Source organism: Enterobacter roggenkampii, assembly GCF_001729805.1.
In the GTDB taxonomy this organism is placed as follows: domain Bacteria; phylum Pseudomonadota; class Gammaproteobacteria; order Enterobacterales; family Enterobacteriaceae; genus Enterobacter; species Enterobacter roggenkampii.
This window is the reverse complement of record NZ_CP017184.1, coordinates 877090-901816: the sequence shown is the minus strand read 5'-3', so window position 1 is coordinate 901816 and position 24727 is coordinate 877090. Positions and strand designations below refer to the sequence as shown.

The 24727-nt window shown below is 55.8% G+C and carries 18 protein-coding genes, 4 tRNA genes, 3 rRNA genes and 1 pseudogene; 5 read left to right on the top strand and 21 right to left on the bottom strand.

The features are described 5' to 3' along the window. The first annotated feature begins 30 nt into the window (after positions 1 to 30). Positions 31 to 801 (top strand): amidohydrolase, encoded by a 771-nt coding sequence (locus tag BFV67_RS04135; protein ID WP_021242875.1) that lies wholly within the window; start codon positions 31 to 33, stop codon positions 799 to 801. Positions 802 to 859: 58 nt separating this feature from the next. Here the strand turns inward: BFV67_RS04135 and BFV67_RS04130 are convergent. The 9 genes and pseudogenes from BFV67_RS04130 to dnaQ form a co-directional block, all read right to left on the bottom strand. Beyond that, positions 860 to 2460, bottom strand: a pseudogene (locus BFV67_RS04130) (gamma-glutamyltransferase family protein). Between the two features lie 9 nt (positions 2461 to 2469). Continuing rightward, entirely contained in the window at positions 2470 to 3345 is an 876-nt protein-coding gene (locus BFV67_RS04125) for an ABC transporter permease (protein WP_021242873.1), read from the bottom strand. 2 nt (positions 3346 to 3347) lie between these two features. Next, entirely contained in the window at positions 3348 to 4289 is a 942-nt protein-coding gene (locus BFV67_RS04120) for an ABC transporter permease (RefSeq protein WP_069597901.1), read from the bottom strand. 18 nt (positions 4290 to 4307) lie between these two features. Then, positions 4308 to 5822 carry an ABC transporter substrate-binding protein gene (locus BFV67_RS04115; RefSeq protein WP_023343412.1) on the bottom strand — a complete coding sequence of 505 codons (1515 nt, stop codon included), beginning with the start codon at positions 5820 to 5822 and terminating at the stop codon, positions 4308 to 4310. Between the two features lie 2 nt (positions 5823 to 5824). Then, a complete protein-coding gene (locus tag BFV67_RS04110; protein ID WP_047748032.1) occupies positions 5825 to 6907 on the bottom strand; it encodes an ABC transporter ATP-binding protein in 1083 nt (360 codons plus the stop codon). Next, positions 6904 to 7917, bottom strand: a complete 1014-nt coding sequence (locus BFV67_RS04105; protein WP_055321984.1) for an ABC transporter ATP-binding protein — start codon at positions 7915 to 7917, stop codon at positions 6904 to 6906. The genes BFV67_RS04110 and BFV67_RS04105 overlap by 4 nt, the downstream gene beginning before the upstream one ends. Beyond that, positions 7914 to 8633, bottom strand: coding sequence for a FadR/GntR family transcriptional regulator (locus tag BFV67_RS04100; protein ID WP_021242871.1), 720 nt, complete (start codon positions 8631 to 8633; stop codon positions 7914 to 7916). The genes BFV67_RS04105 and BFV67_RS04100 overlap by 4 nt, the downstream gene beginning before the upstream one ends. Before the next feature lie 386 nt (positions 8634 to 9019). After that, a tRNA-Asp gene (locus tag BFV67_RS04095) sits at positions 9020 to 9096 on the bottom strand. 132 nt (positions 9097 to 9228) lie between these two features. Then, the gene (gene dnaQ, locus BFV67_RS04090) at positions 9229 to 9960 is read right to left on the bottom strand and encodes a DNA polymerase III subunit epsilon (protein WP_025912581.1); all 732 of its coding nucleotides are present in this window, start codon (positions 9958 to 9960) and stop codon (positions 9229 to 9231) included. Positions 9961 to 10024: 64 nt separating this feature from the next. Between dnaQ and rnhA the strand changes: the two genes are divergently transcribed. Beyond that, on the top strand, positions 10025 to 10492 hold the full coding sequence (rnhA, locus tag BFV67_RS04085) for a ribonuclease HI (protein WP_069597900.1): 468 nt from the start codon (positions 10025 to 10027) through the stop codon (positions 10490 to 10492). Here the strand turns inward: rnhA and BFV67_RS04080 are convergent, their stop codons facing one another. After that, positions 10493 to 11209 (bottom strand): class I SAM-dependent methyltransferase, encoded by a 717-nt coding sequence (locus BFV67_RS04080; RefSeq protein WP_008500277.1) that lies wholly within the window; start codon positions 11207 to 11209, stop codon positions 10493 to 10495. A 32-nt stretch (positions 11210 to 11241) separates the two neighbouring features. On the opposite strand from BFV67_RS04080, the gene gloB reads away from it, so the two are divergent. Further along, positions 11242 to 12000 (top strand): hydroxyacylglutathione hydrolase, encoded by a 759-nt coding sequence (gene gloB, locus BFV67_RS04075; protein ID WP_021242868.1) that lies wholly within the window; start codon positions 11242 to 11244, stop codon positions 11998 to 12000. 68 nt (positions 12001 to 12068) lie between these two features. After that, the gene (gene mltD / locus BFV67_RS04070; protein WP_023293221.1) at positions 12069 to 13433 is read left to right on the top strand and encodes a murein transglycosylase D; all 1365 of its coding nucleotides are present in this window, start codon (positions 12069 to 12071) and stop codon (positions 13431 to 13433) included. 52 nt (positions 13434 to 13485) lie between these two features. Here the strand turns inward: mltD and BFV67_RS04065 are convergent, their stop codons facing one another. The 3 genes from BFV67_RS04065 to BFV67_RS04055 all read right to left on the bottom strand — a co-directional run bounded on the left by BFV67_RS04065 (position 13486) and on the right by BFV67_RS04055 (position 16448). Continuing rightward, entirely contained in the window at positions 13486 to 14259 is a 774-nt protein-coding gene (locus BFV67_RS04065) for a class I SAM-dependent methyltransferase (RefSeq protein WP_069597899.1), read from the bottom strand. A 76-nt stretch (positions 14260 to 14335) separates the two neighbouring features. After that, the gene (locus BFV67_RS04060) at positions 14336 to 15136 is read right to left on the bottom strand and encodes an endonuclease/exonuclease/phosphatase family protein (RefSeq protein WP_069598940.1); all 801 of its coding nucleotides are present in this window, start codon (positions 15134 to 15136) and stop codon (positions 14336 to 14338) included. Positions 15137 to 15272: 136 nt separating this feature from the next. Beyond that, a complete protein-coding gene (locus BFV67_RS04055) occupies positions 15273 to 16448 on the bottom strand; it encodes an MFS transporter (protein ID WP_032674203.1) in 1176 nt (391 codons plus the stop codon). Between the two features lie 104 nt (positions 16449 to 16552). Between BFV67_RS04055 and yafC the strand changes: the two genes are divergently transcribed. Then, positions 16553 to 17458 carry a DNA-binding transcriptional regulator YafC gene (yafC, locus tag BFV67_RS04050; protein ID WP_021242864.1) on the top strand — a complete coding sequence of 302 codons (906 nt, stop codon included), beginning with the start codon at positions 16553 to 16555 and terminating at the stop codon, positions 17456 to 17458. Between the two features lie 29 nt (positions 17459 to 17487). Here yafC and dkgB read toward each other — a convergent pair whose 3' ends face one another. The 8 genes from dkgB to gmhB form a co-directional block, all read right to left on the bottom strand. Continuing rightward, positions 17488 to 18291, bottom strand: coding sequence for a 2,5-didehydrogluconate reductase DkgB (gene dkgB / locus BFV67_RS04045; RefSeq protein ID WP_045335355.1), 804 nt, complete (start codon positions 18289 to 18291; stop codon positions 17488 to 17490). 160 nt (positions 18292 to 18451) lie between these two features. Continuing rightward, a tRNA-Asp gene (locus BFV67_RS04040) sits at positions 18452 to 18528 on the bottom strand. Positions 18529 to 18584: 56 nt separating this feature from the next. Next, positions 18585 to 18700: ribosomal RNA gene (gene rrf, locus BFV67_RS04035) — 5S ribosomal RNA — on the bottom strand. A 66-nt stretch (positions 18701 to 18766) separates the two neighbouring features. Further along, positions 18767 to 21671 (bottom strand): 23S ribosomal RNA (locus BFV67_RS04030). A gap of 170 nt (positions 21672 to 21841) precedes the next feature. Further along, positions 21842 to 21917: transfer RNA gene (locus BFV67_RS04025), tRNA-Ala, on the bottom strand. Positions 21918 to 21960: 43 nt separating this feature from the next. After that, positions 21961 to 22037 (bottom strand) — tRNA-Ile (locus tag BFV67_RS04020). Positions 22038 to 22106: 69 nt separating this feature from the next. Then, positions 22107 to 23646 (bottom strand): 16S ribosomal RNA (locus BFV67_RS04015). Together the 16S, 23S and 5S rRNA genes with 3 tRNA genes alongside form the textbook arrangement of a ribosomal RNA operon. A gap of 368 nt (positions 23647 to 24014) precedes the next feature. Continuing rightward, a complete protein-coding gene (gene gmhB / locus BFV67_RS04010) occupies positions 24015 to 24581 on the bottom strand; it encodes a D-glycero-beta-D-manno-heptose 1,7-bisphosphate 7-phosphatase (RefSeq protein ID WP_008501879.1) in 567 nt (188 codons plus the stop codon). Between the last annotated feature and the right edge of the window lie 146 nt (positions 24582 to 24727).

Genomic DNA, 24727 nt, shown 5'->3' with positions numbered 1-24727 from the left:
CAAAAAGTGGTCGTTTGAGGAGCCTGTATCGTGCCTGGTCTGAAGATTTCTATTTTGCAGCAACCTTTAGTGTGGATGGATGGCCCCGCCAACCTGCGCCACTTTGATCGTCAACTCGAAGACATTACCGGGCGTGATGTGATTGTCCTGCCGGAAATGTTCACCACTGGCTTCGCCATGGAAGCGGCAAAACAGTCAATGCCGCAGGATGAGGTGGTTGCATGGATGCATGCCAAAGCGCAGCAGACCAACGCGCTGATTGCCGGTAGCGCCGCGCTGCAAACGGAGCGCGGCCCGGTGAACCGCTTCCTGCTGGTCGAGCCGGAAGGAAAGGTGCATTTCTACGACAAGCGCCACCTGTTCCGTATGGCGGATGAGCACCATCACTATGAAGCCGGTAACGCGCGCGTGGTGTTCGAATGGCGCGGCTGGCGTATTCTGCCGCTGGTCTGCTACGACCTGCGCTTCCCGGTGTGGTCTCGTAACCGCAACGATTACGACCTGGCGCTGTATGTTGCCAACTGGCCTGCACCGCGCTCCCTGCACTGGCAGTCGCTGCTCGTGGCGCGCGCGATTGAGAACCAGGCGTACGTGGTGGGCTGCAACCGCGTGGGGACGGACGGCAACGGGCATCACTATCGCGGCGACAGCCGGGTGGTGAATCCGCAGGGCGAGATCATCGCCACCGCCGAGCCGCATCAGGCGACGCGTATTGATGCCGAATTATCGTTAACGGCGCTGAAGGAGTACCGGGAGAAGTTTCCGGCGTGGCAGGATGCGGATCCTTTTAGCATTGAGTGAAAAAAAAAGCCGGGTGGCAGCTACGCCTTACCCGGCCTACCAATGTTGCTCGCTTCTTTTAACTCACCAACGCCTGCCCGTCTTTGCGGCTTTCCGTCGCCGCCACGTAGTGTCCTTCCGGCAGGCGGTAAATCACCTGTGCACCACCGAAGTTGTAATCCTGAAGCGGATCTTCCACCACAATTTGATGCCCGCGCTCGCGCAGCGCGGCAATCGTGTTGCGATCGAACGTCGATTCAACGATCACCTCCCTGCCCTGCACCACGCGCCAGCGCGGCGCATCGATTGCCGCCTGCGGGTTTTGCCCGTGCAGCATGATGCGTAGCGCCATCTGCATGTGCCCCTGCGCCTGCATCGGGCCGCCCATCACGCCGAAGGACATCAGCGGCTGGCCGTTGCCGTCCATCGCAAAGCCCGGAATGATGGTGTGGAACGGGCGCTTGCTGCCCGCCAGCGCGTTCGGGTGATTTGGATCCAGCACAAAGCCGCAGCCCCGGTTTTGCAGGCTGATCCCGGTATCCGGCACCACAATGCCTGAACCGAAGCCCATATAGTTGGACTGAATAAACGAGACCATCATCCCGCTGGCGTCCGCGGTGCTGATGTAGACCGTGCCGCTCTGCGTCGGGGAACCGTAGACAAAATCAGATGCGCTGTCGTGGTTGATCAGCGCCGCACGCGACTTCAGGTAATGGTCGCTCAGCAGTTCTTTCGCCGCAAACGCCATGTGTGCTTCGTCTGCCACGTAGCGGTCGAGATCCGCCAGCGCCAGCTTCATTGCCTCGATAGAGAGATGCAGAGACTGCACGGAATCCGGATGATGCTTCTCAATGCCGCACTGCTCAAGAATGCCGAGCGCAATCAGCGTGGCGATCCCCTGCCCGTTTGGCGGCAGCTCCTGCACCGAGCCGCCCGCAAAGTCGCGTGACAGCAGTTCTACCCAGTCCACGCGGTGGTTGGCCAGATCCTCGGCCGTCAGGTGCGCGCCATGCTCTCTGGCGAAGGCGGCAATTTTCTGCGCCAGCTCACCGCGGTAAAAGGCGTCGCCGTTGGTGCGGGCAATCAGCTCAAGCGAGTTCGCCTGCGCCGGGTTACGGAAGATCTCCCCCACGCGCGGGGCGCGGCCTTCCGGGGCGAAACAGGCGCTGAAGCCCGGCTGATCTTTCAGCTTGTTATAGCCGCGCTGCCAGAGATGCCCAATCAACGGGGAGACCGGGAAGCCGTTGCGCGCGTAGTCAATGGCGGGCTGCGCCAGGGTGGTCAACGGCAGCGTGCCGAAGCGTTCCGCCAGGGAGACCCAGCCGGATACCGCCCCCGGCACGGTCACCGCGTCCCAGCCGATTTCGGGCACCGCGGTTTTTCCGGCAAACAGATCCGCGTGCCAGCTCGCAGGCGAACGACCGGAAGCGTTCAGGCCGTGCAGCTTTTCACCGTCCCAGACGATAGCAAAGGCGTCGCTGCCGATGCCGTTGCCGGTCGGCTCGACCACCGTCAGCGCCATGGCGGCTGCTATGGCCGCATCCACGGCATTCCCCCCAGCTGCAGCATCTTCATTCCCGCCTGCGCCGCCAGCGGCTGAGACGTCGCAACGGCGTTATGGCCCAGCATCGGCGGACGGCGTGAAGCGTAACCGGACGTAAAATCTAGCGCTTTGGTCATCATGACTCCTTAGTCGTGGCGCGGATCGAGCGCATCGCGCAGCCCGTCGCCGAGTAAATTAAAGCCCTGCACGGCAAGGAAAATCGCCACGCCGGGGAAAATGGACATCCACGGGGCCTGCTCGAGAAAACCTTTGGCGGTGTTGAGCATGGACCCCCAGGACGGATTGGGCGGCTGCTGTCCCAGCCCCAAAAACGACAGGCTGGCTTCAGCAATAATCGCCGAGGCTATGGCCAGCGTGGCCTGCACCAGAATCGGCGACATCACGTTGGGCAGAACGTATTTGATGATGATCCAGCGATCCGGCAGGCCAATTGCCCGCGCGCCGTCGATATACTCTTCGTTGCGAATGGCGATCACCTGGCCGCGCGTCAGGCGGGCGAAGATCGGCATCGCGGAAAGGCCGATGGCGATCATCGCGTTCGTCAGGCTCGGGCCCAAAAACGCCCCCAGCGCGATCGCCATGATCAGGAACGGGCAGGCCAGCAGCGCCTCGATCACGCGCGAGATGACGCCGTCCCACATCTTCTGGAAGTAACCCGCCACCAGCCCCAGCGGTACGCCGATAACCACGGCAATCACCACAGACATACAGCCCGCCATCAGCGAGGTGCGCGCCCCCCAGATAATGCGGGATAGGATGTCTCGCCCCAGCTCGTCGGTGCCGAACCAGTACATCGCCGACGGCGCTTTGCGCACCGCCAGGAAGTTGGCTTTGACCGGGTCGAACGGGGCGATCCACGGCGCCAGCAGCGCCACCAGCACAAAGAACCCCACCACTGCCGCGCCAATGACCGCGCTTTTATTGGCGAGGAATTTTTTCAATACCCGGTTTTGCGCCCGCGGCAGTGCGGGCGCAACGGTTTGTGTCGTCAGTTCCGCCATCGTTAGCCTCGCATTTTCGGGTTGATAAGGACGTAAAGCACGTCGGCCAGCAGGTTGAGCATCAGGAAGCCGATGGCGACGATCAGCACCACGCCCTGCACCACCGCGTAATCACGGTTAAATACCGAATCGACGATCATCTTGCCGAAGCCCGGAATGGTGAACACCTGCTCGGTCAGCACCGCGCCGCCCAGCAGTTCGCCAAACAGCAGCGTGGTGAGGGTAATCACCGGCACCAGCGCGTTGCGAAAGGCGTGCTTTAAGATCACCGCCTTCGGCAGCAGCCCTTTCGCCCGCGCGGTGCGGATGTAGTCCGCCTTCAGTACCGCAATCATCGAGGCGCGGGTGTGGCGCATCAGCGTTGCCGCCAGGCCCGTTCCGAGCACGGACGCGGGCAGCAGCAGCGTGCGCAGGTTCTGGAGCGGATCTTCACTGAACGGCACGTAGCCGGACGCAGGGAGCCACTGCAGGTTTACCGAAAAGACCAGAATCAACAGGATCCCCAGCCAGAAGTGCGGGATCGAGATCCCCGAGATCGCCACGAAGTTCGCCCCGTGATCGACCCAGCTGTTTTTGTTCACCGCCGCGAGGATCCCCATGCTGATGCCAAACACCAGCGCGATAATCATCGCCAGCAGCGACAGCTCAAGCGTCACCGGTAGCTTGCTGGCAATCAGCTGCGTCACCGGCTCGTGCGTGCGTAAGGAGACGCCCAGATCGCCCTGCAGCGCCCGCGTCAGCCAGTGGAAATACTGCACCGGGATCGGGGCATCGAGGTTCAGCTCCGCACGCAGCTGGGCGATGACCGCCGGGTCGCGCTCCTCGCCTGCCATGGCGATCAGCGGGTCGCCGGGCAGCAGCTTTTGCAGCCCAAACACCATCATGCTCACCAGCAACAGCGTCGGGACGGCCAGCAGCAGACGTTTGCAAATCAGATCCAGCATGGGCTCTCCTCAGGACACTTATTTCGCAAGCGTCAAACCGGCCAGACGCACGATGCCGTCCGGGTACGGCTTAAAGCCCTGCACGCTTTTATTCAGGCCAAAAATACGCGGCTCGAAGTAGAGGTAGGCAATCGGCATGTCGGTTTGCAGCTGCTTCACCACCTTGTCGTACAGCGGCTGGCGCGCGGCCTGGTCGGTACTCTGGCGCGCCTGGGTCAGCCACTCATCGACCTGCGCGTTGCTGTAGCGGCCGTCGTTCAGGGTGCCTTTGCTGTTGATAAAGCCGTAGATGCTGCCGTCCGGATCCGGGCGCCCCGACCAGCCGGAGAAGCTCAGCTGATAGTCCCCGCTCTGCTGGCGGTCCAGCAGCGTGGCGAATTCGGTCATCTGCAGGTTCAGGTTAAAGCCCGCCTCGGCGACCATCGCCTGCAGCACCTGCCCCACCTGCTGCGAGGTTGGGTTGTTCGGCACCAGCAGGTTGACGGTCAGCGGCGCGGTGACGCCTGCCGCTTTGAGCAGGGCTTTGGCTTTATCGACGTCACGCGGCGGGACCGGCAGGTTGACGTGATACGGACTCACCGTGGAAAACGCCTGGTTGGCTGGCGTATACAACCCTTCAAAGACCACCTGGTTTAGCGCATCGCGGTCAATGGCCTGAGAAAACGCCTCGCGCACTCGAGCGTCCTTGAACGGATCGTTGGCGGGCACCTTGCCGTTATTGATGTTGAAAGTGATGCCCTGATAGCCCAGACCGGTCACCTTCGCCAGCGCCAGCTTGCTGTCGGCTTCGACGGTTTTAACGTCGCTGGCAGCAATCCCTTCGGTCAGATCAAGATCGCCCGCGCGCAGGTTCGCGAGGCGCACGGAGGCATCCGGGATCGGCAGATAGATAATTTTGTCAAAGTGGTAGGCGTCTTTGTTCCAGTAGTTGTCGAAGCGGGTCAGAACGATGCGGTCCTGGGACACGCGGCTGTCGAATTTATACGGGCCGGAACAGACCGGATGGGCGGCAAAGTCAGGCTTTTTTGCCGCTTCAGGGGCCATCATCGCGCCCGCGCGGTCGGTGAGCTGCATCAGCAGTGCCGCATCCGGCGTTTTCAGGTGCAGGGCAATCTGCATCGGACCGGTGACCTCGACCGATTCAACGGAGGAGATCTCGCTTTTACGCAGGGAGCCTTTTAAGGTCAGGGCGCGGTCGAGGTTGTATTTTGCCGCGGCGGCATCGAATTTCTCACCGTCGTGGAAGGTCACGCCTTCGCGCAGGTTGAGCGTCAGGGTTTTACCGTCGTCACTCCACGCCCAGTCTTTGGCCAGACCGGGGACGACCTTCAGGTTTTCATCCACATCCACCAGCCTGTCGCACAGGGAGGCAAAGACGAAGCGGCCATAGTAGGTGCGCGCCAGATGCGGGTCGAGCATGTCCGGGTCAGCCCCCAGGCCAATACGCAGCACGCTTTCAGAATGGGCGGGCAGCGCCGCGCCAAGCAACATAACACTTCCCAGTACGGTCAAAAGAGAATTACGCATTGTCATTATCATGAGTTCCTTGAAGGAAGGGACGAGTGGGTGGCCGCGTGTTCAAACAGCGCGCGGCGGCGCAGAAACGCAGCGGATGGCGGTGCGATCTGGATAACGCTGCGATCGCGGTTGATCTCCTGCCAGCGATGACAGGCAACCTGACGCCCGCCGTCGAGCACCTGATTAATCGGCTCGACCTGACGGCATTCGTCAGTGACGTACGGGCAGCGGGTGTGGAAACGGCAGCCGGACGGCGGACTGGCCGGGTTCGGTAAATCCCCCTGCAGCAGCGGCGCGTCGCGTTCAGCGCCCGGCTGCATCTGCGGCGCCGAGGCGATCAGCGCCTGGGTATAGGGGTGCAGCGGTGCGTCAAAGATCTCATCGACGCTGGCAAGCTCGACGATTTGCCCGAGGTACATGACCGCCACGCGGTCGCTCATGTGGCGGATCACCGCCAGACCGTGGGCGACAATCACCATCGTCAGACCCAGCTGGTGCTTCAGGCTTTCCAGTAAATTGACCACCTGCGCCTGCACCGATACATCCAGCGCGGATACCGGCTCATCGCCCAGCAGCAGCTTTGGTCCCGAGGCCAGCGCGCGCGCAATGCCGATACGCTGGCGCTGCCCGCCGGAAAACTCGTGCGGGTAGCGCCCGGCCCAGGCGGCGGGCAGGCCCACGGTCTTAAGCAGTTCGGCAACGCGGTACTGCCGGTCCCCTTTCTTCATGTTCTGGTGCAGCCACAGCGGCTCACCGACGATCTGCTCCACCGTCATGCGCGGGTTCAGGGAGGCGAAGGGATCCTGAAAGATGATCTGCAGCTCGCGGCGGAGTTGATTGAGGCGCGCGCCCGAGGCGTGGGTGATCTCTTCCCCCTGATAAAACACGCGCCCTTCGCTGGCGGCCAGCAGGCGCAGCAGCAGACGGCCAAGGGTGGATTTCCCGGAGCCGGACTCGCCGACAATCGCCAGCGTTTCGCCCGGCATGACGGCAAGCGACACGCGATCGACCGCCGTCACAAACCGGGCGGGGGTAAAGAGTTTTTTCGGGCCGGGGAACAGCTTGCTGAGGTCCCGAGCTTCCAGAATGGGCGTGGTCATGCGGTCTCTCCCAGGGCGATGTGGTGTTCGAGCGGCACGCGGAAGCAGGCAACCCGATGGCCCGCGCCGAGCGTGGTGAGCGGCGGTTTTTCATCATGGCAGCGCGACTGCGCAAACGGGCAGCGCGTTGCGAAACGGCAGCCTTGCGGCATGGATTCCGGCAGCGGGACCGATCCGGGAATAGTGGAAAGCGGGCCCTTGCGTGCGCCAAGGGAGGGGATCGAGCCCATCAGGCCGATGGTGTACGGGTGCTGCGGGTCGGCAAATATCGCCTCGACGCTTCCCTGCTCTACCACCTGTCCGGCATACATCACCGCCACCTGCTGCGCCACTTCGGCCACCACGCCTAAATCGTGGGTGATCATCAGCACCGCCGTGCCGGTTTCCTCTTTCAAGGTGTTGAGCAAGGCGAGGATTTGCGCCTGGATGGTGACGTCGAGCGCGGTGGTCGGCTCGTCGGCAATCAATAATTTAGGATGATTGATCAGCGCCATGGCAATCATCACGCGCTGGCGCATGCCGCCGGAAAGCTGGTGGGGATAGGCTTTCAATCGCATCTCTGCTGCCGGAATCTGCACTTTTTCGAGGATCTGCAGCGCGATCTTCATCGCCTCTGCGCGCGAGACGTCCTGATGACGCATAACCGCCTCGCTCAGCTGATCGCCCAGCGTAAACGCCGGATTGAGCGAGGTCATCGGCTCCTGGAAAATCATCGCCAGCTCGCTACCGCGCAGATCGGCATATTCCCGCGGCGAGAGCTTGCGCAGATCGTGGCGACGAAACTGCATCTCCCCGCTGACGATCCGTGCGCTGGCGGGCAATAATCCCATCAGCGCCAGGGAGGTGATACTTTTCCCACAGCCGGATTCTCCCACCAGCGCCAGCGTTTCGCCCGCCCTGACGGTCAACGAGATACCGTCAAGCACGCTTACCGGCGAGCCCGCGAACGTAACGTTGAGGTTTTTTACTTGCAATACGGGCGTGGCGTCCTTAAAGGGGATTGTCGTCATGGCGTGAAGTCGTCCTCGAGGTGGATCGCCTGAATCAGGGCGGTTTGCAGGCTGAGCAGGTGTTCGCGCATCGCGGTCGCGGCCTCGTTAGGCTGGCGATGGATAATGGCAGCCATGATCTTGTGATGGTGGTCGTTATAGCTATCGACACGCTCGGGGGTGCGTGCCAGCTCGCGCAGATGCTGCCAGCCCGGTTCACGCCGCACGGCATCAATGGCATCAAACAGGCCGAGCATCAGGCGGTTGCCCGCCGCTTCCGCAATGGCGCGGTGAAAAGCGCTATCCCACAGTTCGTTGAGATCGCGGTCATCCGGGCTGACCTTGTCGATGCGTTCCAGCATGCGCTGCATGAGCGCAAGGTTTTCCCTGGTGGCACGCAGTGCCGCAAGCCGGGCTAAGCCGGGTTCGAGCTGCAGACGAGCTTCCATCACTTCCAGAAGGTTGGTTTGCTGAACCAATCCCTGAAGGGCCAGCGGTTCAACGGGTGCAGCCGGGCCGATAAAGGTCCCTTTGCCCTGCTTACGCCAGATGCGCCCCTCTTCTTCCAGCACGTCCAGCGCGCGACGCACTTCACGTCGTCCTACGCCGAGTGTGTCCGACAGCTCACGTTCCGTGGGCAGCGGAGTGCCTGGTGTTGACTCGTGCTGGTTGATTAGCCCGCGCAGCTGTTCAAGCGCGGTGCTGGAATTTGCCAGAAACCGTGACGGTTTTTCCATATTGGTTCACTCGCTTTCATCATTGCTTTATTTTTATTAACGATAAGTTATTGATATGGAATGACGCTTATCGTGCTAATGATTAAGCAATAACCAAACCAATCTGCAATTGGTTCAGTAATTTTTTGCATAGCGGGTTATAAGCAGATGATTCTGTATGAATTCTTTTTTACAGAGAGACACAATCTGACTCGTGCCTGAATAGCCGGCGGTGGAAAAATGCACAACAGCAGTGCAAAGAATGCACTAATTCTGTGCAATTGTTAATTAATTGCACTATTGATATTAACTTTTTGTTAACTACAAGTCAGAAGAGAGGGAATGGAATCACAGCTGGCTGAAACGACGAAGGCCTGAATCATTTCTGATTCAGGCCTTCTGAATAGTGGCGGAACGGACGGGACTCGAACCCGCGACCCCCTGCGTGACAGGCAGGTATTCTAACCGACTGAACTACCGCTCCACTGTTCCCGTTTGGGGAACGAGGCGCATATTACGGTGCGCCTCCGATCTCGTCAACGCTTTTTCTCGCATTTTGAATCGTTTGCTGCAAAAATCGCCCAAACGATGATTTTACAGGCATTCCGGCGTTTTTTCAGGCACGCCACAGGCAGCTGCCGCCCTTCTTCTGCACCAGATCAAGACGGGATTCGTGGTTAAGCAGCTCTTCATCACTGGCTAAAACAACCCGCAGCCGGCTTGCCTGACGGACAACACGCTGAATACCCGCTTCGCCCTGCGTTTGCTGCGACTCATTTTCCATACTGAACTTCATAGACGTCTGCCCACCGGTCATCGTCAGATAGACATCGGCGAGGATCTGGGCATCGAGCAACGCCCCGTGGAGCGTTCGTTTGGTATTATCTATCTCGTAGCGCGAACACAGTGCATCCAGGCTGTTACGCTTGCCGGGGAACATTTTCCTCGCCAGCGCCAGACTGTCTGTCACCTTACAGAAGGTATTCGTCTTCGGGATATCACGATTAAGCTTGCTGAATTCATAATCCATAAAGCCGATATCGAACGAGGCGTTATGGATAACAAGCTCAGCGCCCCTGATGTATTCCAGGAATTCGTCAGCCACGTCCGCAAAAGTCGGCTTATCCAGCAAGAACTCATCGGCAATACCGTGAACGCCGAACGCTTCGGGATCCACCAGCCGATCGGGCTTGAGATAGACGTGGAAGTTGTTCCCCGTAAGACGACGGTTCACCACTTCAACGGCACCGATCTCAATGATCTTATGCCCTTCGTAGTGCGCGCCAATCTGGTTCATACCGGTGGTTTCGGTATCGAGGACGATCTGGCGAGTAATTGCAGTGCTCATAGCGGTCATTTATGTCAGACTTATCGTTTAACTGAACGTTTCAAATACAGGAAGTCTACCAGAGATGCGTAAACAGGTAGAAATTTTCACCGATGGATCTTGTCTCGGCAACCCGGGTCCCGGCGGCTACGGCGCGATTATGCGTTATCGCCAGCATGAAAAAACTTTTAGCGAAGGCTATTTTCTGACCACCAACAACCGGATGGAGCTCATGGCGGCCATTGTGGCGCTGGAGGCACTAAAAGAACAATGTGACGTGGTGTTAAGTACCGACAGCCAGTACGTTCGTCAGGGAATTACCCAGTGGATCCATAACTGGAAAAAACGCGGCTGGAAGACTGCCGATAAGAAACCGGTCAAGAACGTCGATCTCTGGAAACGGCTTGATGCCGCCCTGGGCCAGCACCAGATCAAGTGGGAGTGGGTTAAAGGGCACGCCGGTCATCCGGAAAACGAACGCTGTGACGAACTGGCGCGTGCGGCAGCCGCTAACCCTGCGCATGAGGACGCGGGCTATCAGCCTGAATCCTGATCAGGGCTTTCTGTACTGCCGCGTGGCGCCAACGGTCTGGCGGATCGGTGTTTTCGATTTGCTCTGCTTCATGGGATTAAGCGTAAGGGGAATTGTTCGCTTACGCGCGACGATAAACTGCATGCAGCCTAAGGCAGGCAAATGCGTGCTCAACAAGACGCCCCCCTGCCGCGCCCAGGGCAGCACCTGAAAACCGCCGTAGCAGAGCACTTCGAAGTTCAGCAGTGACAGCCAGTCGAGCTGGCGCATCATGGTGAACATCCGGCTGTTGTAAGGCGGCGTCCGGCGCAGCACCGGTACCAGCTTTCGCAGGCCCATCAGGCTCAGCGGGTTGAATCCGCTCAGCACCAGCCAGCCGTCATCAATCAGCACGCGATCGGCTTCGCGAAGCAGACGGTGCGGATCGCTGCACCAGGGTAACGTATGTGCGAGCAAACACGCATCAACGGATTTTTCCGCAAACGGCAGATGTAACGGGTCTGCTTTCACCTGAACCGGCGATCCGCCGAGAGAGACGTTCACCTGATGCGAGATAGCGCAGCTTTCGGTATTGATTTCCGCGCTGAGATTGCCAATCTTAAGCAGGTGAAAGCCATACATTTTCGCGAGCCAGGGCTTCAGCTGTTGCTCTAACGCCTCGCGATAGTATTCACCCCAGGGCAGTTCCGCCCAACGTTCCGGTGCTGCGACAGTCTGAGGTATCCTTGCCGGTTTCATCAACACACCCGCCACGCTATAAGAGGTAATGTATGAATCTTATCAGTATTTCTGCTTTTGAGGACAATTACATCTGGGTTTTGGTTGACGATGAACGTCGATGCGTCATTGTCGATCCCGGAGAATCCGCCCCCGTACTGCGCGCAATAGAAGAGAACGGCTGGCAGCCGGAAGCCATTCTGTTGACGCATCACCATAACGATCATACGGGCGGTGTACCTGAACTGCGTACCCATTTTCCGCATGTTGTGGTTTACGGACCGTCAGAGGCACAAGATAAGGGTGTCACGCAAGTAGTCGAAGAAGGCGAAAAAATCCTCATACGTGAGTGGGAGTTTTCCGTATTTGCCACACCGGGTCACACTTTGGGACATCTGTGTTTCTACAGTAAGCCTTATCTTTTTTGCGGTGACACGCTGTTCTCAGGGGGCTGCGGAAGGCTGTTTGAAGGAACACCAGCGCAAATGTATCAGTCTTTACAGAAGATTAACGCATTACCCGATGACACCGTTATTTGTTGCGCACATGAGTATACATTAGGAAATATGAAGTTTGCCGTCAGCCTGTTGCCTGAGGATCGGGCGATTCAGGATTATTATCACAAAGTGAAGGAGTTACGTGCAAAAAACCAAAACACACTCCCCGTAATTCTGAAAAACGAGCGCCAAATTAATTTATTTTTGCGAACAGATGATATTGATTTAATTAGCAAAATTAACCAAGAAACAAATTTGCAACAACCAGAACAGCGATTTGCATGGTTAAGGTCAAAGAAAGATAACTTCAGATAATTGCTGGTTGCCTTTTCAAAAATTCGCCGTTATCATCGCTCGTCTTTTAAGCAACTATTGACACACACATGAAGGCAAAAGCGATATTACTCGCCTCTGTCCTGCTTGTCGGTTGCCAGTCGCAGAACGGCAGCAACGTACAACAGCACGCACAGAGCCTTTCTGCAGCTGGTCAAGGGGAAGCAGGGAAGTTTACAAGTTCGGCGCGCTGGATGGACGATGGGACATCTTTCGCGCAGGAGCAAGACTTGTGGACCTCTATTGGCGACGAGCTAAAGATGGGAATTCCGGAAAACAGCCGGATTCGCGAACAGAAACAGAAGTATTTAAGTAATAAGAGCTATCTCCACGATGTAACGTTACGGGCAGAGCCGTATATGTACTGGATAGCCGGGCAAGTTAAGAAACGTAACATGCCTATGGAGCTGGTACTCCTACCCATAGTGGAGAGCGCTTTTGACCCACACGCGACGTCTGGCGCCAATGCCGCAGGCATTTGGCAGATCATTCCGAGCACCGGGCGAAACTATGGTCTAAAACAGACCCGCAACTATGATGCGCGTCGCGATGTTGTCGCTTCAACGACAGCCGCTCTCGACATGATGCAACGTCTGAACAAGATGTTTGACGGCGACTGGCTGTTAACGGTCGCAGCGTACAATAGCGGCGAAGGTCGTGTACTGAAGGCAATGAAAGCGAATAAAGCACGGGGTAAATCCACCGATTTTTGGTCGCTCTCACTGCCACAGGAAACAAAGATTTACGTACCGAAAATGCTGGCTTTGAGCGATATTCTCAAGAACAGCAAGCGTTACGGTGTACAACTGCCAACACCAGACGAAAGTCGTGCACTTGCGCGCGTTCGCCTCAGCAATCCCGTTGATATTCAACAGGTTGCTGATATGACGGGTATGTCGGTAAGTAAATTGAAAACCTTTAATGCTGGCGTTAAAGGCTCAACGCTGGGGGCGAGTGGCCCGCAGTATGTAATGGTTCCGCAGAAACATGCTGAGCAGTTACGTGAGTCTTTAGCTTCGGGTGAAATCGCCGCCGTTCAGTCAACGCTGATCGCGGATGCATCATCAGTTAACAGCCGCAGTTATAAGGTTCGTTCAGGTGATACGCTTTCGGGCATTGCGTCACGTCTTGGCGTGAATGCGAAAGATCTGCAGCAGTGGAATAACCTGCGCAGTTCAGGCCTGAAAGTGGGTCAAACTCTGACGGTGGGTGCAGGTAGCAGCGCACAGCGTCTCGCCAGCAACAGCGATAGCATAACCTATCGCGTGCGTAAGGGTGATTCGCTGTCCAGTATCGCAAAACGTCACGGCGTGAACATCAAAGATGTGATGCGCTGGAACAACGATACTGACAATCTGAAACCGGGCGACCAGCTGACGCTGTTTGTGAAGAACAGCGCGACGCCAGACTCCTGATAACACGACCGAAAGATAAAAAGGCACCGATTCCCCTCGGTGCCTTTTTTGTTTATCCCGCTTTTTGCGCTTCCGCCATGATGGTATCGCTGGTAAATGAACCATCGTCCTGCAGTTCAAAGTACGCCTTCACCTCTGCCGACGCACTCTCCTGATACAGCCTGATAGCCTGGCTTAATGCTTCCGGGGTGCGCATACGCGCTATCCACGAGCTAAATTCCAGCGGTAAACGGTCTGTGATTAACGAACGCGCTATCAGCCCCGCTTCCGTGATCAGCGATAACCACTCTCCGCTGGCGTAGTTTTGCACATGGGAGGTGTCGCGCAGCGCTTCCACCGTCTGCAGCCAGATATTACGTACCGGATGCCCAGGCGACATGACATCCATAATAATGAAGATGCCACCCGGCTTCAGAACGCGTTTGACTTCGCGTAATGCCTGGCCAACATCATGCCAGTGGTGCGCGGAATAACGGCTGATCACCACCTCAAACGAGGCACCATCAAAAGGTAAGGATTCGGCATAGCCCTGGCGCGTATCGATGTTGCCCAGTCCCTTCGCTTTCGCCGCTTCAGCAACCACCTCCAGCATCTGGCTGGATAAGTCATATGCGGTTACGTGCGCCACCTGCTGCGCAGCCGTGAAGCTGGCATGCCCTGCCCCGCAGCCTAAATCCAGCACGTGCGCCTGCGGGAATGCCGACAGACGTTCACCGAGACGCACCAGATCGCGACCTGAAGCGTGCACGGCGCTTCTCAGATAGGCATTTGCCTGAGAACCAAACTGTTTTTCTACGTTGTCATGATGGGAGTGTGTTGTTGTCATCGTACTGTCCTTTGTGGGTTAAAAATAGAAGGGCAGCACCCGCGCAGGTCTGCCCCACGGCAGACCTGACACACCATTATTTATCAGGTTTGCCGGGACTGAATTCGACTAGTAGAGGGTTATGATCGGAGGCGCGCGTCACCAGCACAGAGGCGTCGTGCACGCTTAAACCACGGTAGAAGACAAAATCGAGAGGACGACCAAAAGCTTTTTTGCGCTGGTCATCGCTAAAACGGACTTCACGCAGCGACATTTCGCGCGCAAAGCGGTACAGCGCATTCATGCGCGGGCGGCTCCAGGCATTGAAATCACCGGCCATAATGATCGGCCCACTGTGATGCGCAATCTGATCGCCGATCGGAAGTAACTGCTTACTATATACATCCACGCCCAGACTGAAGTTTACCGCGTGGATATTCACGACCATCAGCATACGGGTATCCGGCAGTGGATAGACCGTCACCAGTGCCGATTTCGCCAGACGCAGGATAGGCTCGCGTTCGCGCAATGGACAACAATAGACTGGATGTGCTGCTGAAAGCGTCATCACCCCCGAGGGGTGCTGAGGCAGAACAAAGGCCGGTACCTGGTCGGCGGCAAGATAGTGAGTGGTTGCAAACCGGACCAGCTCAGGGGTGGTCTGCGCCTCCTGGAGCAGAACCAGATGGGCATTTTTGCCAAAATTCTTGAGTACCGATAACCACTCCGCACGCTGCTGCTTAAAGATATTCCACACCAGTACGCGGATTTTTTCATCGCTGCTTAACGGTGTGCCGGCGGGTAATGCCTGACTGATGCTCGCAAACGACCCCGGAGGCAAGATCCTCTCCGCGGGCATTCCGGCAACATAACGCATGGCATAGGTATTTTTTCGCACTTTTGGAAACAGCCTCTGTAACATGAACCAGTCCGGAAAACGGACTGGTTCTAATGTTATAGGGACTTTAGGTCACACTTTCAACGCAATTTCTGAGAAACCGCTTTCCAGTCTTGTAAGCCAGCGCTTACTGATGTTACCCCAGCGCAACGCGGGCTGGCTTATCCAGACGTCCGCTCAGGCCAATCAGCAGGAAGGCGATCAGGACAATCACCGCGCCAATCCACGGGGTCTGGGTCAATCCGAAGTGCTCGACGGTTTGTCCGCCAATAATTGAACCCAGCGCAATACCAATATTAAATGCGGCAATGTTCAGCCCCGATGCCACGTCCACCGCATTTGGCGTATAAAGCTCGGCTTTCTGTACAACGTAGACCTGAAGCCCTGGCACATTACCAAAAGCGAAGATCCCCATGACCAGTACCGTGACCAGCGCGGCGTACTGTATCGAGGCGGTGAACTGGAAAATCATCAGCAGAACAACCAGCGCGGCGAAGATGAATTTCAGCGCCGGTACCGCACCATGCTTATCCGCAAGCTTGCCGCCCCAGATATTGCCAATCGCAACGGAAATACCGTACCCCAGCAAGATCCAGCTCACGGCGTTGGGAGAGAAGCCCGCCAGGTCCTGCATCATCGGTGCCAGGAAGGTAAAAGCAGTGAATACGCCACCATAGCCCAGCGCCGTAACCGCGTAGATGATCAGCAAACGCGGATGCGTAAGTACCTTCAGCTGATCGCTCAGGCTAGCGCTGGCCCGGCCTGGAATATTCGACGGCACCAGCAGCAGGCTGGTCACCAGGGCAATGACGCCCAGCAGGGAGACGGCCAGGAACGTTTCACGCCAGCCGAAGTGTTGTCCGATAAACGTGCCCAACGGTACGCCCGTAACGAGTGCAACGGTCAACCCACCGAACATGATCGCAATGGCGGATGCCGCTTTCTCTTTGGGTACCAGGCTGGTTGCAATAGTAGAACCAATCGAGAAGAACACCCCGTGAGCAAGGCCGGTCAACAGCCGAGCGATGACCAGCGTGGTGTAGTCCGGCGCCTGCCAGGCCAGCACGTTGCCGGCGGTGAACAGCACCATCAGTGCAACTAACAGCTGCTTACGCGGAAAGCGTCCGGTCAGGGCCGTCAGGACTGGCGCACCGACAGCAACGCCCAGGGCGTAGATGGACACCAGCAATCCGGCGGAGGGCAGCGAGATCGCAAGCTGGTTAGCAATGGTGGGAACCAGTCCCACGATAACAAATTCGGTCGTGCCAATTGCGAAGGCACTGATCGTCAGGGCAAGTAGCGCCAGTGGCATAAAATACTCCGTATCATCAGGATTAAGATGACAGGCAGTATGCGCCAGTGCTTAAATAACAAAAATGGTCAAAATCTCAATAGAATTTTGCGGGTGGTGCAACAATGAAAGCAACGTCAGAAGAGCTGACAATCTTTGTCGCCGTGGTTGAAAGCGGCAGCTTTAGCCGCGCTGCCGAACAGCTGGGACAGGCTAACTCAGCCATCAGCCGCTCGGTAAAAAAGCTGGAGATGAAGCTTGGGGTGAGTCTGCTCAACCGAACGACGCGGCAGCTGAGCCTGACGGAGGAAGGTGAGCGTTATTTTCGCCGCGTGCAGTCGGTACTGCAGGAGATGGCCGCAGCAGAGACCGAGATTATGGAGACCCGCAGCACGCCGCGTGGGTTACTGCGCATTGATGCAGCCACGCCGGTTGTGCTGCACTTTCTGATGCCGCTAATCAAACCTTTCCGTGAACGCTATCCGGAGATGACGCTCTCTCTGGTCTCGTCCGAGACGTTTATTAACCTCATCGAGCGAAAGGTAGATGTGGCGATCCGGGCGGGAACCCTGACGGATTCCAGCCTGCGGGCCCGCCCGCTGTTTGCCAGCTACCGTAAAATTATCGCGTCGCCACAGTATATTGCTGAACATGGCAAACCGGAGACGGTTGAGGAGTTGAAACAGCATTTGTGTCTGGGCTTTACGGAACCCGTCTCGCTAAATACCTGGCCCGTCGCCTGCCCTGACGGTCAGTTGCATGAGATCACCTGCGGGTTGTCGTCCAACAGCGGGGAGACGCTGAAGCAATTGTGTCTTGAAGGCAACGGTATCGCCTGTTTGTCTGACTATATGATTGATAAGGAGATTGCGCGGGGTGAACTGGTGGAATTGATGGCCGATAAACGCCTGCCAGTCGAAATGCCTTTTAGCGCGGTGTATTACAGCGACAGAGCGGTGAGTACGCGCATTCGTGCCTTTATCGATTTTCTGAGTGAACATATAAAAACAGCTCCCGGAGGAGCTGTGTGAGGGTTCAGGTTACAGAGGGTGGGTCAAACTTAATCCCAGTTTGGCGCTAAGCCTTCCGGGCTGACCAGGCGATCGTTGCACTCCAGGGCTGCGATCGCTTTTTTATCGTCAGCATCCAGATGAAGATCCATTGCTAACAGGTTGCTCGCCAGGTTTTCACGCTTAGTGGATGATGGGATCACGGCATAACCTTCACCCATTGCCCATGCCAGAATGACCTGCGCAGCCGTCGCATTATGCTTCTCGGCGATACGGATAATCACCTCATCTTTCAGCGCCTTACCGTAGGCCAGCGTCATGTATGAGGTGATGTGGATCCCATGCTGTTTTGCCCAGTCCACCACTTTGCGGTTTTGCAGATATGGAGAGAGCTCAATCTGGTTGGTCGCAATATTTTCTGCGCCAACAGCAGCAATGGCCTTTTCCATCAGCGGGATAGTGAAGTTGGAGATCCCAATTTCACGCGTTAAGCCCTGTTTTTTCGCTTCCAGCAGCGCCTGCATGAATTCTTCCACGGAGACGGCATCGTTCGGTGATGGCCAGTGGACCAGCGTCAGATCCACGTAGTCAGTACGCAGTTTTTTCAGGCTTTCTTTCAGGCTTGGGATCAGCTTGTCTTTGCTGAGATTTTCAATCCAGATTTTCGTGGTAATAAACAGCTCATTACGCGGCACACCGCTCTCTTCGAGAGCTTGGCCAACGGCAGCTTCGTTTTCATAGATCTGCGCCGTATCAACAGCGCGATAACCCAGTTCGAGTGCGGTTTTAACTGATGCGATAACAACGTCGTCTTTCAGGCGGAAAGTGCCCAGACCAAATGCAGGGAGAGTCATACTATTCCTCAATCATTATGTTCGTAAACTGAGGACGATTATCTCTGGCGGTGTTATAGAGAAAAAGATCGCAAAATGCAGAGGATTTTTGCTGATTTCGCAATAATTAAACGTCAGATAAGAAAAAAGCCCTGAGCGTTAGCTCAGGGCTTTTAATAAGTGGCGGAACGGACGGGACTCGAACCCGCGACCCCCTGCGTGACAGGCAGGTATTCTAACCGACTGAACTACCGCTCCACCGAAGACTGCTTGTAACCACCGGATTAATGCACCGGCTTACTACTAAATTTGATGCCTGGCAGTTCCCTACTCTCACATGGGGAGACCCCACACTACCATCGGCGCTACGGCGTTTCACTTCTGAGTTCGGCATGGGGTCAGGTGGGACCACCGCGCTAAAGCCGCCAGGCAAATTCTGTTAAATCTGTATCAAAGCTGAAAATCTGTCTCTTCGCCAAAACATCTTCGGCGTTGTAAGGTTAAGCCTCACGGTTCATTAGTATCGGTTAGCTCAACGCATCGCTGCGCTTACACACCCGACCTATCAACGTCGTCGTCTTCAACGTTCCTTCAGGAGACTTAAAGTCTCAGGGAGAACTCATCTCGGGGCAAGTTTCGTGCTTAGATGCTTTCAGCACTTATCTTTTCCGCATTTAGCTACCGGGCAGTGCCATTGGCATGACAACCCGAACACCAGTGATGCGTCCACTCCGGTCCTCTCGTACTAGGAGCAGCCCCCCTCAATTCTCCAGCGCCCACGGCAGATAGGGACCGAACTGTCTCACGACGTTCTAAACCCAGCTCGCGTACCACTTTAAATGGCGAACAGCCATACCCTTGGGACCTACTTCAGCCCCAGGATGTGATGAGCCGACATCGAGGTGCCAAACACCGCCGTCGATATGAACTCTTGGGCGGTATCAGCCTGTTATCCCCGGAGTACCTTTTATCCGTTGAGCGATGGCCCTTCCATTCAGAACCACCGGATCACTATGACCTGCTTTCGCACCTGCTCGAGCCGTCACTCTCGCAGTCAAGCTAGCTTATGCCATTGCACTAACCTCCTGATGTCCGACCAGGATTAGCTAACCTTCGTGCTCCTCCGTTACTCTTTGGGAGGAGACCGCCCCAGTCAAACTACCCACCAGACACTGTCCGCAACCCGGATTACGGGTCTACGTTAGAACACCAGCCATTAAAGGGTGGTATTTCAAGGACGGCTCCACGCAGACTGGCGTCCACGCTTCAAAGCCTCCCACCTATCCTACACATCAAGGACCAGTGTTCAGTGTCAAGCTATAGTAAAGGTTCACGGGGTCTTTCCGTCTTGCCGCGGGTACACTGCATCTTCACAGCGAGTTCAATTTCACTGAGTCTCGGGTGGAGACAGCCTGGCCATCATTACGCCATTCGTGCAGGTCGGAACTTACCCGACAAGGAATTTCGCTACCTTAGGACCGTTATAGTTACGGCCGCCGTTTACCGGGGCTTCGATCAAGAGCTTCGCGTTGCCGCTAACCCCATCAATTAACCTTCCGGCACCGGGCAGGCGTCACACCGTATACGTCCACTTTCGTGTTTGCACAGTGCTGTGTTTTTAATAAACAGTTGCAGCCAGCTGGTATCTTCGACTGATTTCAGCTCCACCCGCAGGGGCTTCACCTACATATCAGCGTGCCTTCTCCCGAAGTTACGGCACCATTTTGCCTAGTTCCTTCACCCGAGTTCTCTCAAGCGCCTTGGTATTCTCTACCTGACCACCTGTGTCGGTTTGGGGTACGATTTGATGTTACCTGATGCTTAGAGGCTTTTCCTGGAAGCAGGGCATTTGTTACTTCAGCACCGTAGTGCCTCGTCATCACACCTCAGCGTTAAAAGGTACCGGATTTACCTGGAACCTCCGCCTACATGCTTAAACCGGGACAACCGTCGCCCGGCTAACATAGCCTTCTCCGTCCCCCCTTCGCAGTAACACCAAGTACAGGAATATTAACCTGTTTCCCATCGACTACGCCTTTCGGCCTCGCCTTAGGGGTCGACTCACCCTGCCCCGATTAACGTTGGACAGGAACCCTTGGTCTTCCGGCGAGCGGGCTTTTCACCCGCTTTATCGTTACTTATGTCAGCATTCGCACTTCTGATACCTCCAGCATGCCTCACAGCACACCTTCAACGGCTTACAGAACGCTCCCCTACCCAACAACGCATAAGCGTCGCTGCCGCAGCTTCGGTGCATGGTTTAGCCCCGTTACATCTTCCGCGCAGGCCGACTCGACCAGTGAGCTATTACGCTTTCTTTAAATGATGGCTGCTTCTAAGCCAACATCCTGGCTGTCTGTGCCTTCCCACATCGTTTCCCACTTAACCATGACTTTGGGACCTTAGCTGGCGGTCTGGGTTGTTTCCCTCTTCACGACGGACGTTAGCACCCGCCGTGTGTCTCCCGTGATAACATTCTTCGGTATTCGTAGTTTGCATCGGGTTGGTAAGCCGGGATGGCCCCCTAGCCGAAACAGTGCTCTACCCCCGAAGATGAGTTCACGAGGCGCTACCTAAATAGCTTTCGGGGAGAACCAGCTATCTCCCGGTTTGATTGGCCTTTCACCCCCAGCCACAAGTCATCCGCTAATTTTTCAACATTAGTCGGTTCGGTCCTCCAGTTAGTGTTACCCAACCTTCAACCTGCCCATGGCTAGATCACCGGGTTTCGGGTCTATACCCTGCAACTTAACGCCCAGTTAAGACTCGGTTTCCCTTCGGCTCCCCTATACGGTTAACCTTGCTACAGAATATAAGTCGCTGACCCATTATACAAAAGGTACGCAGTCACACCACAAGGGTGCTCCCACTGCTTGTACGTACACGGTTTCAGGTTCTATTTCACTCCCCTCGCCGGGGTTCTTTTCGCCTTTCCCTCACGGTACTGGTTCACTATCGGTCAGTCAGGAGTATTTAGCCTTGGAGGATGGTCCCCCCATATTCAGACAGGATACCACGTGTCCCGCCCTACTCTTCGAGTTCACAACCTGTGTGCTTTCGTGTACGGGACTGTCACCCTGTACCGTGCGACTTTCCAGACGCTTCCACTAACACACAAGCTGATTCAGACTCTGGGCTGCTCCCCGTTCGCTCGCCGCTACTGGGGGAATCTCGGTTGATTTCTTTTCCTCGGGGTACTTAGATGTTTCAGTTCCCCCGGTTCGCCTCGTTAACCTATGTATTCAGTTAACGATAGTGTGTCGGAACACACTGGGTTTCCCCATTCGGACATCGCCGGGTCAAAGGTTCATATCACCTCGCCGGCGCTTTTCGCAGATTAGCACGTCCTTCATCGCCTCTGACTGCCAGGGCATCCACCGTGTACGCTTAGTCGCTTAACCTCACAACCCGAAGATGTTTCACTTCTGATTGCGAAAATTTGAGAGACTCGAACACACCTTAAAGATGTGTCGTTTCAATTTTCAGCTTGATCCAGATTTTTAAAGAGCAAAACTTCGCAGTGCACCTTTTCAGGTTCACTCTGAAGTTTTCTTGGGTTCGCAGTAAAAGATGGTGGAGCTATGCGGGATCGAACCGCAGACCTCCTGCGTGCAAAGCAGGCGCTCTCCCAGCTGAGCTATAGCCCCATCGTTTTGCAATCTCTGTACCGCTCATCCTTTAAAAGGAGTTTGGTAGGCCTGAGTGGACTTGAACCACCGACCTCACCCTTATCAGGGGTGCGCTCTAACCACCTGAGCTACAAGCCTGCAGAGATTTTTACTGCTGTTTTTCATCAGACAATCTGTGTGAGCACTGCAAAGGCAGGTTCTTTAAGGTAAGGAGGTGATCCAACCGCAGGTTCCCCTACGGTTACCTTGTTACGACTTCACCCCAGTCATGAATCACAAAGTGGTAAGCGCCCTCCCGAAGGTTAAGCTACCTACTTCTTTTGCAACCCACTCCCATGGTGTGACGGGCGGTGTGTACAAGGCCCGGGAACGTATTCACCGTAGCATTCTGATCTACGATTACTAGCGATTCCGACTTCATGGAGTCGAGTTGCAGACTCCAATCCGGACTACGACGCACTTTATGAGGTCCGCTTGCTCTCGCGAGGTCGCTTCTCTTTGTATGCGCCATTGTAGCACGTGTGTAGCCCTACTCGTAAGGGCCATGATGACTTGACGTCATCCCCACCTTCCTCCAGTTTATCACTGGCAGTCTCCTTTGAGTTCCCGGCCGGACCGCTGGCAACAAAGGATAAGGGTTGCGCTCGTTGCGGGACTTAACCCAACATTTCACAACACGAGCTGACGACAGCCATGCAGCACCTGTCTCAGAGTTCCCGAAGGCACCAAAGCATCTCTGCTAAGTTCTCTGGATGTCAAGAGTAGGTAAGGTTCTTCGCGTTGCATCGAATTAAACCACATGCTCCACCGCTTGTGCGGGCCCCCGTCAATTCATTTGAGTTTTAACCTTGCGGCCGTACTCCCCAGGCGGTCGACTTAACGCGTTAGCTCCGGAAGCCACGCCTCAAGGGCACAACCTCCAAGTCGACATCGTTTACGGCGTGGACTACCAGGGTATCTAATCCTGTTTGCTCCCCACGCTTTCGCACCTGAGCGTCAGTCTTTGTCCAGGGGGCCGCCTTCGCCACCGGTATTCCTCCAGATCTCTACGCATTTCACCGCTACACCTGGAATTCTACCCCCCTCTACAAGACTCTAGCCTGCCAGTTTCGAATGCAGTTCCCAGGTTGAGCCCGGGGATTTCACATCCGACTTGACAGACCGCCTGCGTGCGCTTTACGCCCAGTAATTCCGATTAACGCTTGCACCCTCCGTATTACCGCGGCTGCTGGCACGGAGTTAGCCGGTGCTTCTTCTGCGGGTAACGTCAATCGCTGTGGTTATTAACCACAACGCCTTCCTCCCCGCTGAAAGTACTTTACAACCCGAAGGCCTTCTTCATACACGCGGCATGGCTGCATCAGGCTTGCGCCCATTGTGCAATATTCCCCACTGCTGCCTCCCGTAGGAGTCTGGACCGTGTCTCAGTTCCAGTGTGGCTGGTCATCCTCTCAGACCAGCTAGGGATCGTCGCCTAGGTGAGCCGTTACCCCACCTACTAGCTAATCCCATCTGGGCACATCTGATGGCAAGAGGCCCGAAGGTCCCCCTCTTTGGTCTTGCGACATTATGCGGTATTAGCTACCGTTTCCAGTAGTTATCCCCCTCCATCAGGCAGTTTCCCAGACATTACTCACCCGTCCGCCGCTCGTCACCCAGGAGCAAGCTCCCTGTGTTACCGCTCGACTTGCATGTGTTAGGCCTGCCGCCAGCGTTCAATCTGAGCCATGATCAAACTCTTCAATTTAAGTTTGATGCTCGTGAATTAAACTTCGTAATGAATTACGTATGTTCACTCAGAGACTTGGTATTCATTTTTCGTCCGAGGACGTTAAGAATCCATGTCACTTTGAGTGCCCACACAGATTGTCTGATAAATTGTTAAAGAGCAGTGCAACGCGGCTTTCGCTCACCGTTGCGAGGTGGCGTATATTACGCCTTCCTCTTTCAGAGTCAACCCGTTATTTCAGGATTTTTTCTCTTCAACCGACTGCGTTGTCTGTGAAGTGCTTCACATCCGCCGTGTCGATGGAGGCGCATTATAGGGAGCCGCCGAGGAATGACAAGCGGAAAAATGCATTTTTATTTCAACCGCTCACCTTTTCACCAAAAAGGCTATTTTTGGTGCTTTTTAATCTCTTTTGGCAGATCGGCCAGACTATTAATCACCCAATCCGCCGCATTCTCAGCTTCTGGCGTCACTGGCTTGCCGGTACGCACTAATATTTTAGTCCCTACACCCGCGGCTGCGGCTGCCTGCATATCTTCCAGTTTATCGCCCACCATATAAGAAGCCGCCATATCAATGTGCAGGAACTCCTGCGCAGAGATAAACATCCCCGGATGCGGCTTACGGCAATCACAGGTCTGACGATACGCTTCTACGGTTCCCTGCGGATGATGCGGACAATAGTAGATGCCATCGAGATCCACACCGCGGTCGGCAAGTGACCAGTCCATCCATTCGGTCAGCGTCTCGAACTGCGCTTCGGTGAATTTACCGCGTGCAATACCAGACTGGTTCGTCACCACCACCAGTGCATAGCCCATCTCTTTCAGCTGGCGCATGGCATCTATTACGCCCTCGATAAACTCGAACTCATCAATCTCATGGACATAACCGTGATCCACATTAATAGTGCCGTCACGATCGAGAAAAATTGCGGGTACTGATTTTGCCACCGGTTTGCTCCTGAAAAAGGCATGTTCAGCTAGTATCTCATGAATCGCAGCGCAATAAAGTGCTCATCGTACAGAGTTGGATTGATTTAGACGTCTGGATGCCTTAACATCCGTTTTGTTTACGGTCATCACCCGTATCTGGCAGA